The sequence below is a fragment of the Pseudoalteromonas sp. SR45-6 genome (genome assembly GCF_014163545.1).
Classification (GTDB): Bacteria; Pseudomonadota; Gammaproteobacteria; order Enterobacterales; family Alteromonadaceae; genus Pseudoalteromonas; species Pseudoalteromonas rhizosphaerae.
This window is the reverse complement of record NZ_JACJDM010000057.1, coordinates 12,416-29,923: the sequence shown is the minus strand read 5'-3', so window position 1 is coordinate 29,923 and position 17,508 is coordinate 12,416. Positions and strand designations below refer to the sequence as shown.

Below are 17,508 nucleotides of genomic sequence, written 5' to 3'. Positions count from 1 at the left end.
CTAAACTTAAGTTTTACTCGACTAACTGATTAACTCTTGCAGCTTAAGCGTTGCCTGCTGCCGTCTCAGTGGGGTCGCATTATAGGGCGCGGCGAATTTTACGCAAGCGTTTTTTAAAGAAAACTTGAAATAAAGTGCTGTTCGTTCAATTTACGCGCTAAACAGCTCAAAAGTGCTAGTTTAGTATACAGCACAGATCCTAGCTGGCCATTTTATAGGCTCTACTGCTACACTATTTACCTCTTACTATTGAACTTATTCTTAATTTATTAGGTGTTTTATGGCAATCCGTTCTTATAAAGGAATTACTCCTCGTTTTAACCAGTCTGTTTATATAGATGAGTCGGCTGTTTTAGTTGGTGATATCACATTAGGTGAAGATAGTAGTGTATGGCCGTTAGTAGCAGCACGAGGGGACGTTAACTATATACGCATTGGTGAACGTACTAACGTGCAAGACGGCAGCGTGTTACATCTAACGCGTGCCAGTAAAAGTAACCCAGATGGTTATCCATTAATTATTGGTGATGATGTTACCGTTGGTCACAAGGTTATGTTGCACGGCTGTTGTTTGGGTAATCGTATTTTAGTCGGCATGGGCGCGATTGTAATGGATAATGCCATTATTGAAGATGATGTGATAATTGGTGGCGGTTCATTAGTTCCACCAAACAAGCGCTTGGAATCGGGCTTTCTCTATGTGGGTAGTCCAGTAAAGCAGGCGCGCCCTTTAACCGAGCAAGAGCTGAGTTTTTTAAAAATATCAGCAACTAATTATGTTGAGCTTAAAGATGAGTATCTAGCTGAGGATTAACTCAGCACTGAAACAATGATTTGTCCTGCCGAGTTATATTCTTCATTCTCGATTAGTTGCTCGGCTATATCTTCATAGTCAAAACGCGCCTGTTCAAAATGTAACTTTGCAGCTTGTTGGTCTGCCAATGTTAGCGTGCGTGTGTCAATGACACATTCAACCATTAAGCCACTTACTTGAGCAAAAAACGTTAACTGCTGGGATTGTACGTTAAATTCAAATCGGTCGATAAATTGGATTGCTTGGTTCATGCAAGCTCTCCGGTTTTTAATGCTCGAACAACAGGGAGTATTTCAGGCATATTATTGCGCCACACAAAATAGGCTTGTGCAGCTTGCCCTACTAGCATGCCACTTCCATCAAGTACGTTAATATTAGCCTTATAGCCCTGAGCCCATTGCATAAACAGCGTATTTTGCTGTGAATAAAACATATCATAAACATGTTCACAGCCATCAAGGTGTTTTTTATCAAGCGCAGGCAATTCACCAAGCATACTGCTAGATGTAGAGTTTACAATTAGCGAGTAATCACTTACTGGCAAATCATCAAAACCATAGCCAGTTACATTACCGTATTGGGCAAATAATTCAGCTAGTTCCTTAGCTTTTGCTGCCGTACGATTGACTATAATGATTTCACTCGGCTGTTGTGCCAATAACGGTAAAACCACGCCACGTGCAGCGCCTCCGGCACCTATAAGTAAGACCCGTTTATCTTTAATGGTAACCTGATTCGCAAGCAGATCGTTCACAAAACCAATGCCATCGGTGTTGTCACCTAGCAAGCGCCCATCATCTAATAACTTAATAGTATTTACTGCTCCGACAATGGTTGCCAATTCAGTTCGCTCATCAACTAGCGCAAATGCTTGCTCTTTAAATGGCACTGTAACATTAGCTCCTTTACCGCCTGTGGCAAAAAAATCGGCCACGGCTTTTTTAAAACCATCAATCGGTGCTAATATTGCGCTGTATTCGATTTGTTCGCCCAATGAGGTTGCAAATTGCTGATGTATCGCAGGGGATTTTGAGTGTTTAATAGGATTTCCAAAAACTGCATATTTGTCCATATTTGAGCAACCTCTTTGTGCAGTAACATTACCTCGTAACTTACTGCTAATTAATGATGATAAAACTATGATTAAACGATTCTTTTCAAAATCGAAACCACCAGAACAACAGCAAGCACCAACGCCAGAAAAAACACCTTATCAACTGATGGGTGGAGAAGCTGGTGCTTTAGCACTTGCGAATCGATTCTACGACATTATGGCCAGCGATGAATACGCTAAACCGTTATATGATATGCATCCTCAACCATTGGACCGTATTCGCCAAGTGTTTTTTGAGTTTTTATCAGGGTGGTTAGGCGGCCCAGACTTGTTTGTTGAAAAGCATGGTCACCCTATGCTGCGTAAACGCCATATGCCTTTTCCAATTGATCAAGATTTACGAGATCAATGGATGTATTGCATGAATAAAGCGTTAGACGCGGAAATTGATAATCCCTTATTACGAGAAGGGTTACGTAAATCTTTGGCACAACTTGCCAGTCATATGATTAATCAGCACTAGCACTTCTCTTTAACTGCACGTTATTTGCGCTAAGTCAAAACGGCCTTTTTTTAAATATAGATAATACGTGATCAAATATTTAGAAAAAGCGTCGTGCGTGTGAAATCAATCCAACATAAAATTTATGCCCTATTGGCCCTAACAGGCATTATTGTGTTAATTGCCAGTATTCTTAGTAGCTCAAGCCAACAACGAACGCTTGCGCAAGACACTGTTGCAGAAAATATTAAGCTTCTTGCTGATAACTACTTTGACTCTATCAATACTTTGATGATCACAGGCACCATGGCAAATAGAGAGCTATTAAGCCAAAAACTACGCAAGCACCCAAATATTGAAGATGCGCATATTATTCGCTCCCCAATTGTTAATAAACTTTATGGGCCGGGCAATAAAAATCAAGCGCCGAGCAACGATATCGAACGCGAGGCTTTAAAAGGCAAGGAAACATTGCTAATTGATCAGCAAAATAATAGCCGCAGTATAACTTTTCTGCGCCCTATGTTTGCCAGTAGCGATTATAAAGGCACTAATTGCCTTGGCTGTCATCAAGCACAAGAAGGTGATGTACTCGGCGTAGTTAAAATTAGTTACTCATTAGCTGATATTGATAATGCGGTGACTTACAACACCCTAGTAAATACCGCATTACTCTCTATTATTTTTATTATTGCCTTTGTATTACTGGGCATTATGTTTAGACAAATTTTTATTGTACGCCTTAAAAAGCTAGGTCATGCTATGCATTTAGCTACAACCAACAAAGATTTAAGCCTGCGAATTGACGATAGCGCTGAAGATGAACTGGGTTGGCTCGCCACCAGCTTTAATAAGATGATCGCCACCTTTAAAGATAATATTGCTCAAGTATCTCATTCATCAAAAGTATTGATCCACTCAGCAGAAAAAATTTATACCTCAGCGGATACTACTGAGCGCGCTATTTTAGAGCAAAAGAAAAATACAGACTCCGTGGCAGCTGCTATAAACGAACTAGAGAGCTCCTCTAATGAAGTAAAAAACACCACTCACTTTGCCTCTGAAAAATCAGAGAACAGTAATGAACTGGCACAACAAAGTATGCATGTTGCTGAACAAACCGAACTCAGTATTAATCAATTGGCAGACGATGTTCGCCAAGCTGCAGCGCAAGTAAGTCAACTACAAGTACAAACACTTGAGGTAGGAAAAGTACTCGAAGTGATTAGCAGTATTGCTGAACAGACCAATTTGTTAGCTCTTAATGCTGCGATTGAAGCCGCACGTGCAGGTGAAGCTGGTCGGGGCTTTGCTGTGGTGGCTGATGAAGTACGTACGTTGGCAACTCGTACTCATGCATCCACCGATGAAATTCGTCGCACAATCGACAAACTGCAATCCGAAGCGGCGCAAACGGTTAAAACCATGGGTGAATCGTGTGAGGAGGCTGATGCTAGAGCGCAACAAGTAAAAAATGTTGCTCAAGCTTTAAAAGATATTTCTATGCAAATGAATGAAATAAATCAACTTAATATTCAAATAGCCGACGCGACAGAACAACAAAACTTAGCCGCAGAGGAAATAAATAGGAGTGTTATTGGTATTAGTGATAACGCTGAGCGGTCATTAGTGGATGCTAACGATAACCAAAAAGTAAGTGAGGAGCTGTTAAATCTAGCGCGTTCACTGGATGAGCAAGTAAGAAGCTTTAAATTGATGTAATACTTAAAGTTGCCAGTCAATAAACCAGATATTGACTGGCAGCCTGCTTACTATGCTAGCCCTAACCAGTCTCTTGGTTTTAAAAAGTCAGCGTATAGCTTATTTTCAGCACTGCCTTCTTCGGGTGTATAGTTATATTCCCAACGCGCTAGCGGCGGCATCGACATTAATATTGATTCTGTACGTCCGCCACTTTGCAAACCAAATAAAGTGCCACGATCCCACACTAAGTTAAATTCAACATAACGGCCACGACGATAAAGTTGGAAGTCTCGTTGCTGCTCAGTAAATGGGGTTGCTTTTCTACGTTCAATAATAGGTAAATAAGCATCTAAAAAGCCATTGCCTACTGCTTGCATAAAGGCAAAGCTTTGCTCAAACCCGGCTTCATTCAAATCATCAAAGAATAAACCGCCGACACCGCGCGTTTCATCGCGATGTTTTAGGTAAAAATACTCGTCACACCATTTTTTATATTTAGGGTAAACCTCATCTCCAAACGGCGCACATAAATCATGCGCGACTTGATGCCAATGTTGAACATCTTCAAGCTCAGGATAAAATGGCGTTAAGTCAAAACCACCACCAAACCACCAAATAGGCTCCTCACCTTGCTTTTCTGCAATGAAAAAGCGTACGTTAGCATGGCTCGTTGGAATATGTGGATTGTTTGGGTGGATCACTAGCGAGACACCACAGGCATGGAAGCTACGACCAGCAAGTTCTGGACGATGCGCAGTTGCCGATGCCGGCATTGAAGCACCAAACACATGCGAGTAGTTCACCCCACCTTGCTCGATCACATTGCCACCACGAATAACACGAGTTCGCCCACCACCGCCTTCTTCGCGCTGCCAACTGTCTTCTACAAACTTGGCTTGGCCATCAGCTTGCTCTAAACCTTGGCAAATTGTGTCTTGCAAGGCCATCAGGTAGGTTTTTACTTGTTCGAGTAAATTGCTGTGCATGGTTATCCTCTAAATACTTTGCCGGTCATTACATCTTTAATAGTGCTAGGCTGCGTGTTACCACCGAGTGGTTCATCTACATAAAATGCCACCAGCTCGCCAAACTCACTTTTAGCCATTGCAATACTAGTGACCGTATCATGTCCTGATAAGTTAGCACTAGTAGACACAAGAGGTTTGCCTAATTCTTGGCATAAGCGCTTTACTGTTGGGTGATTAGTTACACGCACAGCAATACTATCAAATTGTCCTGTTAACCATTTAGGCGTACCTTTAGCCGCTGGCATAACCCAAGTAATTGCGCCGGGCCAGCTGGAAAAAATATCAGCGCGTTTATCCATCGGAATTTTTGCATCATCAACATACTTTAATAATTGCCCATAATTATCGGCAATTAAAATTAAGCCTTTCTCAACGGGCCGCTGCTTTATTGCAAGTAAGCGCTCCACAGCTTGCTGATTATCGGGGTCACAGCCTAAGCCATAAACAGCTTCGGTTGGGTAAACAATAACCCCGCCTTGCGACACAGCAGCAAGGGCTGTTAAAGGAACTGAGGTAGTATCAGTCACTGAAAATCTCCAAATACAATAAAATTAAAGCCGGTAATTATTCGCTCACCGTGAATTTATGCGAGCAACTTTTCTGAGGGCATTGTAGCACAACACTATTGGTCATTTGCTTTTGCATCATTACTGGCCATTGGCACGCGGGGCAGATATGGCTAACTGGTTTGTGATTGAGTGTGTATTTACAACTTGGATAGCTATTACATGAATAAAATGTTTTACCAAATTTATTACTACGCGCCACTAACTGGCCTTTTTTACACTTAGGGCAAGCAGGTAAAACTTCTTCATTTGGCTCAGGCTCATCATGAGCAATGTAGTGACACTCAGGATAACCCGTACAGCCAATAAACATACCATAGCGGCCATTCTTCACTACTAGCGGATTACCACACTCTGGACAAGAGCTATCATCAAGTACTTTGATTTGTTGAGTATCATGTTGAGCAAGCGAGCGAATAAAATCACATTCGGGGTAACTCGCACAGCCAAGGAAAGGACCTGATTTACTGTTGCGGATCACAAGCTCTGAACCGCATTTAGGGCACACTTCGTATTCTTTTTCTAAGGCATGTTGATTTGCAGAAAAAAGCGATTGGTCGATTTTACTCATGTGTTCCCTAAGCAGCTGACTAATTTTCGCCTAATATACCCAAACTAATTAAAGATACAAGCGCAGTACTTGCTTAATGTACTACCTCTGCTGGCTCATCAAAAATAAGTTCTTCCATTTGTGCATAAGCTTGCTCTGAGCCTGGCACATTAAACAACACCATAAGTACCACCCATTTTAAATCATCAAGTGATATATAAGCTTTATCTAATGCGAACAAACGATCCATAACCATTTCACGCGTTGCGCTGTTGATCACTCCGACTTGTTCTAAAAACATTAAAAAGCCCCGACACTCTACGCTCAGCATGTGGCATTCACTATCGGTAAAAATACGTATCGCATGTTGTGGGAGGCGGTTTAAATAAGGGAATTCATCACTGTGCTGCAAGTCAGCAAGCTGCTCAAGCCAATCAAGTGCTTTGTATATTTCGGGCTTATTAAAGCCGGCACGTAATAATTCGTCAGTGAGTTCATTATGCTCAACAAAGACTTCGGCTTCGCTGTGAATGTAGTTTTCAAACAGATACATGAGGATATCGAACATGTTACTTTCCTCCACACTAAGCTTATCGAACTCTAATATAGCCATCTAATACACGCTCTACTCTATCTTCCAATTCAAGATCAAGTAAACGTGCTTGCACTTTATCTATTGGCCACTGGCTACGCTGAGCAATTAAATCAACAGCTGTTACTTCAAAACCAACACTGTTTAGTATTTCGCAGGCAGGTTCATCAACCGTTGCTTCTTCTATAGTATATAGACTGTTTTCGCAGAAAAAGCTCACTTCGTCGAGAATATCACTGACATTTTCCACCAGCTTTGCACCTTGTTTAATTAAAAAGTGACTGGCTTCAGAGAGTGGATTTTTAATTGAACCAGGCACTGCAAAAACTTCTTTGTTTTGCTCCAGCGCATAACGCACGGTGATAAGCGAACCGCTTTTTATTTCAGCCTCGACAATCAACACACCTAATGACAAACCAGATATTATACGATTACGTCTTGGGAAGTTATTAGCATTAGCGGCTGTACCGGGTAAAAACTCGCTCACCAACATCCCCCGTTCGGATACTTGATCGGTGAGTAACTTATGCCGTTTAGGATAATAAACATCCACTCCAGTACCAAGCACTGCAATGGTTTTACCATTGCCCGCCAGCGCTCCTTTGTGGGCAGCACCATCAATACCAAGCGCCATTCCGGAAGTTACCGTTAATCCAGCCACAGTGAGTTGATGAGCAAATTCAGCGGCGATCTCTAAACCGATTGGCGTGGCATTGCGGCTTCCAACAATAGCGATTTGCGGACTGGTCAATAACTCTAAATTGCCTCGGCAAAATAGCAATAAAGGCGCGCTAGCAATTTCTTTTAATAATGGTGGATAGTGAGGATCGAAGTAATCAATTGCGGTTATCTGTGAGTTAACAATTATCTGTTGATAATAGTCAACTTGCTGCCAATCGGTTGCTAGTAAATTAGTGGCGACCTGCGGGCTTAAACCATGACCGGTAAGCTGATCGTGAGTCAGCTCAAACAAATCATCTAATGGCAGTTTTTGTGCCAATGCCAATAAGGTTTTAACACCTAAGCCTTTACATAAATAAAAGGCAAGCCAATGGGTTAGCTTGCCTGATGAATCTTTCATGCTCCCTCCTTAGAGCACTCAAACCTGAATTAATTTATAACTGCAAAATCACCGACTCGGATTGGGTGCTGGTTTTTTACGATTAAGGCATAACTAACGTTTTTATAAACTTTAAACACCATTAGCTGACCGACCTGTTCTTTTGGCATATGCCACACAGTCGTGTCGGCATCTGCCTCAACGCCAAAAAATTCGTTGGCGTTTGTTACTAACTTTTCAAGGCTATTTGAATCTTCTTTGTAGCGTGGGCCATTGCGACCATCAAAAACAGTCGGTGATTGACGCTCAATATCTAAAATATGGCCTTCTTTAATTTGCTGCTCTGACCCTAAGTTTAGCACTACAATATCCATTGTGCTGAATTCTCGTAATCCACTCACTGATGCGATGATTTCACCTTGCACTGGCTGCTCAGGACGGTGAATATTAAAATACGCAGGTAATAGCTGACCTTCTATCGCAGGCATTAAAAAATCACCCGCTTTGATTTCTCTCTTTACCTGTTCAACTTTAACTGAAGCAGGTACACCATTGGCAATATCACCTTTTCTAAATACACGACCCACCGCCACTAATTGTGCTTTATTAGCCAACACTTCGTTCGTTTGCGGATCAACATATGCTTCGCCGTTGCGGTAAATAGCGTATGACTCGTGTAATTTCAGCTCACCTTTAACATAAACTATATGGCCTTCGGTATTCATTTTAGTGTTGACATTGGCACCTAAAATATAAGGTTTATCGGCAATGTCTTCAGCATTTAGTGCTTGCTCATAGGTTAGGTAAGGACGCAGCAGCTCAAGAGGTAACGTAGGGATCGCATTTTTACCTTTTTGCACAATTCGACCATGTGGAGAAAGCTTTTTATAACCCTGATTAATCACCAAACGTGGATTACCGTGCTCATCGTAGATTAAAGACAGTGCATCCCCTGGGTAAATTAGGTGTGGATTATTAATTTGTGGATTCATTTGCCAAAGTTCCGGCCACTGCCAAGGCTCTTGCAAATAAACTCCTGAAATATCCCAAAGTGTATCGCCCTTTTTCACAACGTATTGTTTAGGCGCATCTTTTTTTATAGTTAATACATCTGCTAAGGATGGGAAAGTAGCACTTAATGCCAACATTGCCGCGAGTAATGGGTATTTCATTGAGCTTCCTTGTGGTGTTTTTTCATTATTATCAACCAAAACCTGTTAAAGGTGAACGCGAATGGCTAAAATAAGAGCATACAATACCCTAAATTAAGCACAAGTGAAAAAGGTTACTATGGCTAGGTTAGAAGTTTTAAGATTTCCAGATGAGCGTTTACGTACAATAGCAAAAGAAGTGGTGCAAGTTGACGACCAAATTCGCCAAATTGTAAAAGACATGCTGGAAACTATGTATGATGAAAACGGCATTGGATTAGCTGCGACTCAAGTCGATATTCATCAACGTATTGTGGTCATTGACGTATCAGAAGAACGTGATGAACCGTTAGTATTGATCAACCCGACAATCACTAAACAAGATGGCACCACGGTAAGTGAAGAAGGCTGTTTATCTGTGCCACACTCTTATGCAAAAGTTGACCGCGCAGAAACTGTAACAGTGACCGCATTAAACGAAAATGGCGAAGAGTTTAGTTTAGATGCTGATGAGCTATTAGCAATTTGCATCCAGCATGAGCTTGACCATTTACAGGGTAAACTATTTATCGATTACTTATCACCGTTAAAGCGCCAACGTATTCGTAAAAAACTTGAAAAAGAAGCTAAGTTAGCAGCGCAATAATACCTTAGTAATAATTAGGAAGTTCAGTGACACAACCATTACGCATTATTTTTGCCGGTACGCCAGACTTTGCTGCGCGCCATTTACAAGCTCTTATCGACTCAGAGCATCAAATTGTTGGCGTGTATAGCCAACCCGACCGTCCAGCAGGGCGCGGTAAAAAACTCAAAGCCAGTGAAGTGAAAGAGCTAGCACTGGCAAATGAGTTAGCAGTGTTCCAACCTGCCTCATTAAAAAGTGACGACGCTCTGGCTGAACTAAGCAGCTTAGATGCTGACCTTATGATCGTGGTCGCTTATGGATTACTGTTACCAAAAGCAATTTTAGAGGCGCCACGGCTTGGTTGTTTAAATGTACACGGCTCAATTTTACCGCGCTGGCGTGGTGCCGCGCCGATTCAACGCGCTATCTGGGCCGGCGATGAAGAGACTGGCGTCACCATAATGCAAATGGATGAAGGCCTAGATACCGGCGACATGCTGCATATTAGCCGCTGCCCTATTACCGCCACTGAAACAAGTGCAAGTTTATACGCTAAGCTTGCCGATTTAGGCCCAAGCGCACTAATAGACACCATTACTAAGTTAGCTAATGGCGAAATTACCCCGCAAGTACAAAATGACGAGCTTGCCAATTACGCTAAAAAGCTATCTAAAGACGAAGCAAATATTGATTGGTCGATGGACGCAGCGCAAATAGAGCGTAATATCCGCTCATTCAATCCATGGCCGGTCTGTTTTACTCAAATGGGTGAACACACTGTAAAAGTTTATCAAGCTAATGTTGTTGACCAGCAAGGCACGGCAGGAACGGTATTACAAAGCGATAAACACGGCATTGTGATTGCCTGTGGTACTAACGCACTTAATATCACTCAAGTACAACCACAAGGTAAAAAGCCAATGGCCATTACTGACTTTTTAAATGGTCGAGCAGACTGGGTAACTCCTGGCACACGAATAGGCGAACACAATGAGTAATGTCAGGGCGATTGCAGCCGAAACTTTATATAACGTGGTTGATAAAGGCGCCTCATTAAATCAAGAGCTGCCTTTTGCCAGCCAAGGTTTACCACCTAAAGATAAAGCGTTATTACAGCAAATTTGTTACGGCGTACTGCGTTATTTACCAAGTTTAGAAAATTATTGTCAACATTTAGTTGAGCAGCCACTTAAAGGTAAGCGCCGTATATTCCAGTTCTTACTGTATGTGGGCATTTACCAACTACAACATATGCGGGTTCCACCGCATGCAGCAATTAGCGAAACGGTTAATGCATTAGAACAACTGCGCGCATTGGGTTTAAAAGGCTTGATCAACGCTATTTTACGCAGCTTTCAGCGCCAGCAAGTAGAGCTTGAAGAAAAAGCCAAGCAAATACCAGTGTGTTTATACAACCACCCAAACTGGTTTATCAAACAAGTAACTGAAGCTTACCCTGACTCTTGGCAAGCTCTACTAGAAGCGAACCAGCAGCAAGCACCAATGTGGTTGCGTGTTAACCAAGCGCAATATAGCACCGCTGAATATAGCGAAATGCTCACTGCTAATGACATTGAACATACACTCAATCCTGATTTCCCTGATGGTATTAAGCTGGATAAACCGCGCGATGTGTTTTCGTTGCCTGAATTCGACACCGGCGCATGTTCAGTACAAGATGCAGCAGCACAGCTTGCGGCACGCTTGTTAGATCCAAAAGCTGACGAGCATATTTTAGATGCCTGCGCAGCACCCGGTGGTAAAACCTGTCACATTCTAGAACTCGCAGATGCTGATGTACTGGCACTTGATAGCGATGCCACCCGCCTTGAACGTGTAAAGCAAAACCTTGAAAGAATTGGCTTAGGCGCTGATTTACAATGTGCCGATGCTTCGCAACCACACAAATGGTGGGATGAGCAACAGTTTGACCGTATTCTATTAGACGTTCCTTGCTCTGCAACGGGTGTTATTCGTCGTCACCCAGATATCAAATGGCTACGTCGTGCATCAGATATCAATGATCTGGCGACACTCCAAGGCGATATTCTCAATAGCATTTGGCCATTATTGAAACCAGGTGGCACGCTAATTTATGCAACCTGCTCAGTATTACCACAAGAGAACCAACAGCAAGTCGCTAAATTTTTAGCAAATAATAACGATGTTGAACATATCCCGCTACATGATAACGATACCCCAAGCAACCCTGGGCTGCAGTTACAGCCTGGTGAGAGTGACGGATTTTATTATGCCAAGCTTATAAAAACACACTCATAAGAAGCTTTTAGTAAACCATGAAAATAATCATACTCGGTGCAGGACAAGTAGGCGGTACACTCGCTGAAAACCTGGTAGGTGAACAAAACGAAATCACGGTTGTTGATATTGATGGCAACCGATTACGTGAGTTACAAGATAAATACGATCTACAGGGTGTTACAGGTCATAGTGCCCACCCTGATGTATTACGCCGCGCCGGTGCGGAAGACGCCGATATGATCATCGCAGTAACCAGTTCAGATGAAGTGAACATGGTCGCTTGCCAAGTCGCGTATAGTATTTTTAATACGCCGACTAAAATTGCTCGGATCCGTTCTGAGCAATACTTAAAGTACCGCGAAAAGCTCTTTCAAAACGATGATTTACCTGTTGACCACTATATTGCTCCAGAGCAACTAGTGACTAAGTATATTCGTCGCTTGATTGATTATCCTGGCGCGTTACAAGTTTTAGAGTTTGGCGATGGCATGCTCTCGCTGGTGGCGGTAAAAGCTTACTACGGCGGATTGTTAGTCGGTTATGCATTGTCAGCATTAAAAGAGCATATTCCTAATGTTGAAACTCGTGTTGCTGCGATTTACCGCCAAGGTAAAGCAATCAAACCACTGGGTACTACAGTAATTGAAGCGGATGATGAAGTGTTCTTCCTCGCTGCCACCAAACATATTCGTGCAGTAATGAATGAACTACAGAAATTAGAGCGTTCATACAAAAAAATTATGATTGCTGGTGGCGGTAATATTGGCGCTGGGCTTGCTCGCTCTCTGGAAAAGAATCATAGCGTAAAATTGCTTGAACGAAATAAAGAACGTGCTGAGCAGTTATCAGAAATGCTTGATAATACAGTGGTGTTTTGTGGTGATGCGTCAGATCAGGAGTTGTTATCAGAAGAACACATCGAACAAGTTGATGTATTCATCGCGGTAACTAATGATGATGAAGCTAATATTATGTCAGCCATGCTCGCTAAACGCATGGGTGCGCAAAAAACCATGGTGCTTATTCAGCGCGGCGCATATGTTGATTTAGTGCAAGGTGGCGAAATTGATATTGCCATTTCACCACAGCAAGCCACGATTTCTGCCCTGCTTACCCATGTTCGCCGCGGTGATATTGTTAATGTGTATTCATTACGTAAAGGCGCAGCAGAAGCCATTGAGGCTGTGGCCCATGGCGACGAACATACCTCTAAAGTTGTCGGCCGTGCAATTGCTGATATTAAGCTGCCTGCAGGTACCACGATTGGCGCGATTGTCCGTAATGATGATGTACTCATTGCCCACGACGACACGATAATTCACTCAGGCGATCACGTCATTATGTTCTTGATCGATAAAAAGCATATCAACGTAGTTGAAAAACTGTTCCAAGTTAGCGCTATCTTTCTCTAAATTACTCCTCACCTTTCGACACAAAGCAACTGTATCGAAAGGTGAATTTCCACCCCAATAAACACAAATGAAAATCAATCTCAAAAGCATTTACTTCCGTACCCAAATCCATTACTCTCACGCTGTTTGATAATCAAGCGTTTTCTCTTTCTGTGAGAAGTTAATTTCACATTTTTTAATATAAATGGATTTCTTCAAATGATACACCCAACTTTAAACACCCCTCTTTGTGTTACATATTGCAGTGTTATTGGTATTCTTGTGTGTGGACTATCAACAAATGCAAATGCCGAAGCTAAAAACGACATTGAAAAACTAACCATAGTGGGCCAGCAAGATAGCGGCTACAAAGTCAGTGCAATGAACTCAGCAACAGGGCTTGATCTCAGCCACTTGCAAACTCCGCAATCAGCTATCGCTATCACCAGTGAATTTATGGCCGATCAACAATTAAATAGTGCTATTGAAGCCATCACCAGCGTAACCGGCATCAATGCAAGAGAGGCCGATAATGGTAAATATTCAATTTCAGCGCGCGGTATCAGTGTTACCAGTATTTTATATGATGGCATAGCAACTACTTATGATACCCGATTTAATTACGGCGATAACTTAACAGATACTGCTATTTATGAGCGGATTGAAGTTGTCCGTGGTGCCACAGGGTTAATGCTCGGTGCAGGTAATCCATCAGCAGCAATTAACTTAATACGTAAGCGCCCTACTGTGCATAACCAAGTAAATATTTCTGCAACGGTTGGTTCTTGGCAAAACTATCGTGGTGTGGTTGATGCATCGGGTAGTTTAAATAGCAGTGAAACCGTGCGTGCGCGTGCCGTACTCGCCTATCAAGATCAGCAATCATATCAAGACAGGTTCAGCCAAGAAAAAACCACATTATACGGTATTATCGAAGCTGACCTAACTGATAGTACCCTATTAACTTTTGCTGTTGATACGCAAACCACAGACCCAAAAGGCACGATGTCGGGTGGACTACCTATTTTTTATAGCGATGGCACCCGAACAAACTATGATAGAGAAACATCCACAGCGCCAAATTGGTCATCTTCAAAAACTAAAGCATTGAATAGCTTTATGAGTATTGATCATTACTTCAATGCTAATTGGCAGCTAAGTGCGAGCTATATATATGGTAATAATGACCTACATTACGATGTTTTTTGGGCGACAGGTAACCCTGACTCACAAACGAATATAGGCATGATGCCCGGTTCAGTAAATTATATTGATGCCAAGCGGATTCAGCGCACCTACGAGATAGAGCTTACCGGTAGATTTAACTGGTTAAATCAAAGCCACCAAGTCATGTTTGGTTACAATAGCCAAGAGCAAGACTTTACAACCCCCTACTTCCCGGGGCAAGAAGAGGCAGAAATCATCGGCGATTTTACAGCCCCAAACTATGACTACCCAAAACCAACTTGGCAAGCTACACCCGCCTTTGGCTCTTATGGCACAACAGAGCAAAATGCTTTGTACTTTGCTTCACAACTTAATCTAACAAATTCACTCTCATTGGTTTTAGGAAGCCGATTAAATCAATGGCAAACAAATCAAGATAACTTTGGCAGCCAACATGATTATAAATTAGATAACGAGCTGACCAATTATTTAGGTGCTACTTATAGCTTGGCAGATAATTGGGCACTTTATGCTAACTACACCGATATATTTACCCCGCAAAGCCGCGTCGATAAAAATGGTAATTACCTTGACCCAATTCAAGGTCAAAATTATGAGCTAGGTATCAAGGCCTCATTATTGGACGAGCGTTTAGACATTGCACTATCGGGTTTTGAAATTCAGCAAGACAATGTGGGCGAATACACTGGCGAAACAATTCCAGACACTCTTCAGGCAATTTATCAACCAATTGATGGTACGGTCACCCAAGGGCTTGAGTTTGAACTTAATGGTGCATTTACTGATAGTTGGAATGGCTATTTTGGCTACACTTATAGCGAAGGTGAAACGCCCGAAGGTGACATCCTCAATAGCACAAACCCAAAAAATCAATTTAAGTTATTTACCACTTATAAATTAGATCACCTGTTAACAGGGTTGAAAGTCGGTGGCGGTTATCGCTGGCAAAGTCGCAGCTATGATGAAGTAAAAAACCCAGTTCACGGTCAAGTTGAAGTAGAGCAATCAAGTTATGGCATCGCAAGCCTTATGAGTAGTTATCAAATTAACTCACAAGTGTCTGTTAGCGTAAATATTGATAACTTATTTGATAAAACTTATTACAACCAAATCGGTTTTTATAATCAATACCGCTATGGTAACCCGCGAAAATTTTCACTGCAATTTGACTACAGCTTATAACCATTCAAGTTAACCAAAAAAGCAGCTTAATGAAGCTGCTTTTTTGGTACTGTGCTGTACGTTTTATTGTACTCTGGCAAACTCTTCTTTTGACAATTCACCATTGCTATCAGTATCTAAATCAGAGAAAATTTCAACTAATTGTGCATTTACTGATGCTTCTTTTTGGCTGATCACGCCGTCTCCATCAGTATCAAATGTGTCAAAACTAACTGCTGCAAACGCAGTTGATGAAGCCGCTAAGGCAAAAATAGCAAGTGCTGTATTAATATGTTTCATAGTGTTATTCCTAATAATTTAAAAGAAAGAAATCCTTTTCAGAGATCCCTGTTTGTGGAAACTGAAATTACGCTTTTGAAAATTCTTCTTTTGATAACTCACCGTTTTGGTCAGTATCAAGCTCAGCAAACTTAGCTGAAATAGTCGCATCAGCAGATGCTTCTTGTTGGCTGATTACACCATTGCCATCAACATCAAGAGTATCGAAGTCAGTTGCTGCAAAAGCAGCTGATGATGATGCCAACGCGATAAGTGCTAATGTTTTATTTAATGTGTTCATAATTATCTTCCTTCCAAAATTTAGTGTGCTTGCTTAATCAAATGCGCAGGTCCTTTGCAAAGATCCTTGTGTGAAAATAAGCGATTACGCTTCAGAAAACTCAGCTTTTGAAAGCTCACCATTACCATCAGTATCTAACTCAGCAAACTGGCTCATTAATTTTGCATCAACTGCCGCTTCGCTTTGGCTGATCGTGCCGCTACCATCAACATCTAAGGTGTCAAAGTCAGTACCTGCAAATGCTGCTGATGAAGAAGCTAATGCGATAAGTGCTAATGTTTTATTTAATGTGTTCATAATAAATATTCCTTCAAAGTTTATGGTTGTGAACTTAAGTGATAATCACCGTTTCGTTCAAGACAACTAGAGTATTACAACTTCGGTGCCAACAATTTATTATCATTAAAAATCATGAGGTTATATTTTATTTTGATGTTTTCGTGGAATTTAGAAGGACTATTCTGTTGCAGTTTAGCAACAAGATTTATGCGTTAACCTATAAAACCATACAAATCAAATGGTTAATAGTTATAAAAATGACACAACTCGAGAAACTATGCTGATAATAGTGTTTTTTTCAAAGATGAGTACCCTAACCGCAACTGAACAGCAACTTTAACTGATAAAAATTAAATTTTTTTCATAAATTAACAATCTGAATTGTAAGGAGAAATTAAATTTATTTTGGTAAGTAAAAAATAAAAACGCAGTTAGTTTATGAAAATTCGTGTTTTGTTGCCATTATGCGAAACAATAGCAACGATATTGCAGTTTTAACTGCTCTAGGTATTCTTACAATTTAATTAAGCACCAACAATTTCAATCACAATATGTGTTTTCACCGAATTGGCGATAAAACATAACTCATGAGCCTGGTGATGCATTTCTTCTAATTGCTCTGCACTAGGTTGCTCATTTTCGGCAAACTTCACACATGGTTTTAAAGTTACTTGAGTCATCGACATACGCCCATCACTAGCGCGCTGCATCAAACCAACGGCATCATCTTGATAGCTATCAACTATAAACTTATTTTTTGCCGCAATAGATAAGAAAAATAACATATGGCAGCTCGACAATGACGCAATAAATGCCTCTTCGGGGTCGACACTTTCTGCCACAGAATATGGCAGTGGCACGATATGCGGTGAGGAGGATGCAGCAATAGTTGCCCCACCATCAAATTGCCACAAGTGACCTCGGCTATATTTATTATCGATAAACAACTCTTCTGCTTGGCGAGACCACACAACACTTGCTACATATTCAGACATTGA

General features: G+C 41.5%; 20 protein-coding genes. 8 read left to right on the top strand and 12 right to left on the bottom strand.

Annotated elements, in window-relative coordinates:
- Positions 1 to 280 precede the first annotated feature (280 nt).
- Positions 281 to 814, top strand: a complete 534-nt coding sequence (locus tag H5158_RS18865) for a gamma carbonic anhydrase family protein (RefSeq protein ID WP_182740636.1) — start codon at positions 281 to 283, stop codon at positions 812 to 814.
- On the opposite strand, the gene H5158_RS18860 is transcribed toward H5158_RS18865, so the two are convergent.
- Both H5158_RS18860 and aroE read right to left on the bottom strand, forming a co-directional pair.
- Entirely contained in the window at positions 811 to 1,065 is a 255-nt protein-coding gene (locus H5158_RS18860) for a DUF1488 domain-containing protein (RefSeq protein ID WP_182740635.1), read from the bottom strand. The two genes, H5158_RS18865 and H5158_RS18860, sit on opposite strands and share 4 nt — an antisense overlap.
- Positions 1,062 to 1,886, bottom strand: a complete 825-nt coding sequence (gene aroE / locus H5158_RS18855) for a shikimate dehydrogenase (RefSeq protein WP_145241784.1) — start codon at positions 1,884 to 1,886, stop codon at positions 1,062 to 1,064. Before aroE ends, H5158_RS18860 begins: the two co-directional genes overlap by 4 nt.
- Before the next feature lie 67 nt (positions 1,887 to 1,953).
- Between aroE and H5158_RS18850 the strand changes: the two genes are divergently transcribed.
- Together H5158_RS18850 and H5158_RS18845 are read left to right on the top strand one after the other, a co-directional pair.
- Positions 1,954 to 2,391, top strand: a complete 438-nt coding sequence (locus H5158_RS18850) for a group II truncated hemoglobin (RefSeq protein WP_145241782.1) — start codon at positions 1,954 to 1,956, stop codon at positions 2,389 to 2,391.
- Positions 2,392 to 2,490: 99 nt separating this feature from the next.
- Positions 2,491 to 4,092, top strand: a complete 1,602-nt coding sequence (locus tag H5158_RS18845; protein WP_145241780.1) for a methyl-accepting chemotaxis protein — start codon at positions 2,491 to 2,493, stop codon at positions 4,090 to 4,092.
- A gap of 50 nt (positions 4,093 to 4,142) precedes the next feature.
- On the opposite strand, the gene hemF is transcribed toward H5158_RS18845, so the two are convergent.
- From hemF to H5158_RS18815, 6 genes are all read right to left on the bottom strand, one after another.
- Positions 4,143 to 5,060, bottom strand: a complete 918-nt coding sequence (gene hemF / locus H5158_RS18840) for an oxygen-dependent coproporphyrinogen oxidase (protein WP_182740634.1) — start codon at positions 5,058 to 5,060, stop codon at positions 4,143 to 4,145.
- Positions 5,061 to 5,062: 2 nt separating this feature from the next.
- Positions 5,063 to 5,629, bottom strand: a complete 567-nt coding sequence (locus H5158_RS18835) for an L-threonylcarbamoyladenylate synthase (RefSeq protein ID WP_182718493.1) — start codon at positions 5,627 to 5,629, stop codon at positions 5,063 to 5,065.
- Positions 5,630 to 5,666: 37 nt separating this feature from the next.
- The gene (locus H5158_RS18830; protein WP_182740633.1) at positions 5,667 to 6,239 is read right to left on the bottom strand and encodes a type I DNA topoisomerase; all 573 of its coding nucleotides are present in this window, start codon (positions 6,237 to 6,239) and stop codon (positions 5,667 to 5,669) included.
- Between the two features lie 73 nt (positions 6,240 to 6,312).
- Complete coding sequence (locus H5158_RS18825; protein ID WP_182740632.1) at positions 6,313 to 6,786, bottom strand: DUF494 family protein; 474 nt, start codon at positions 6,784 to 6,786, stop codon at positions 6,313 to 6,315.
- A 22-nt stretch (positions 6,787 to 6,808) separates the two neighbouring features.
- Positions 6,809 to 7,891: a DNA-processing protein DprA gene (gene dprA / locus H5158_RS18820; RefSeq protein ID WP_182740631.1), complete on the bottom strand. Its 1,083-nt coding sequence runs from the start codon at positions 7,889 to 7,891 to the stop codon at positions 6,809 to 6,811.
- A gap of 29 nt (positions 7,892 to 7,920) precedes the next feature.
- On the bottom strand, positions 7,921 to 9,042 hold the full coding sequence (locus tag H5158_RS18815; protein ID WP_182718497.1) for a LysM peptidoglycan-binding domain-containing protein: 1,122 nt from the start codon (positions 9,040 to 9,042) through the stop codon (positions 7,921 to 7,923).
- Positions 9,043 to 9,160: 118 nt separating this feature from the next.
- Here H5158_RS18815 and def point away from each other — a divergent pair, with 118 nt between their 5' ends.
- The 5 genes from def to H5158_RS18790 all read left to right on the top strand — a co-directional run bounded on the left by def (position 9,161) and on the right by H5158_RS18790 (position 15,672).
- On the top strand, positions 9,161 to 9,667 hold the full coding sequence (gene def, locus H5158_RS18810; RefSeq protein WP_145241766.1) for a peptide deformylase: 507 nt from the start codon (positions 9,161 to 9,163) through the stop codon (positions 9,665 to 9,667).
- Positions 9,668 to 9,693: 26 nt separating this feature from the next.
- Positions 9,694 to 10,647: a methionyl-tRNA formyltransferase gene (fmt, locus tag H5158_RS18805; RefSeq protein WP_182740630.1), complete on the top strand. Its 954-nt coding sequence runs from the start codon at positions 9,694 to 9,696 to the stop codon at positions 10,645 to 10,647.
- Entirely contained in the window at positions 10,640 to 11,929 is a 1,290-nt protein-coding gene (rsmB, locus tag H5158_RS18800) for a 16S rRNA (cytosine(967)-C(5))-methyltransferase RsmB (protein ID WP_182740629.1), read from the top strand. Before fmt ends, rsmB begins: the two co-directional genes overlap by 8 nt.
- Positions 11,930 to 11,946: 17 nt before the next feature.
- Positions 11,947 to 13,323, top strand: a complete 1,377-nt coding sequence (trkA, locus tag H5158_RS18795) for a Trk system potassium transporter TrkA (RefSeq protein ID WP_064668279.1) — start codon at positions 11,947 to 11,949, stop codon at positions 13,321 to 13,323.
- Positions 13,324 to 13,521: 198 nt separating this feature from the next.
- Positions 13,522 to 15,672 (top strand): TonB-dependent siderophore receptor, encoded by a 2,151-nt coding sequence (locus H5158_RS18790; RefSeq protein ID WP_259399464.1) that lies wholly within the window; start codon positions 13,522 to 13,524, stop codon positions 15,670 to 15,672.
- Positions 15,673 to 15,735: 63 nt separating this feature from the next.
- Here H5158_RS18790 and H5158_RS18785 read toward each other — a convergent pair whose 3' ends face one another.
- The 4 genes from H5158_RS18785 to H5158_RS18770 form a co-directional block, all read right to left on the bottom strand.
- Positions 15,736 to 15,951: an EF-hand domain-containing protein gene (locus tag H5158_RS18785; protein WP_182740628.1), complete on the bottom strand. Its 216-nt coding sequence runs from the start codon at positions 15,949 to 15,951 to the stop codon at positions 15,736 to 15,738.
- Positions 15,952 to 16,018: 67 nt separating this feature from the next.
- On the bottom strand, positions 16,019 to 16,231 hold the full coding sequence (locus H5158_RS18780) for a calmodulin (RefSeq protein ID WP_145241760.1): 213 nt from the start codon (positions 16,229 to 16,231) through the stop codon (positions 16,019 to 16,021).
- A gap of 84 nt (positions 16,232 to 16,315) precedes the next feature.
- Complete coding sequence (locus tag H5158_RS18775) at positions 16,316 to 16,528, bottom strand: calmodulin (RefSeq protein ID WP_145241758.1); 213 nt, start codon at positions 16,526 to 16,528, stop codon at positions 16,316 to 16,318.
- A 506-nt stretch (positions 16,529 to 17,034) separates the two neighbouring features.
- Positions 17,035 to 17,505, bottom strand: a complete 471-nt coding sequence (locus tag H5158_RS18770) for an OsmC family protein (RefSeq protein WP_182718499.1) — start codon at positions 17,503 to 17,505, stop codon at positions 17,035 to 17,037.
- Positions 17,506 to 17,508: the final 3 nt, after the last annotated feature.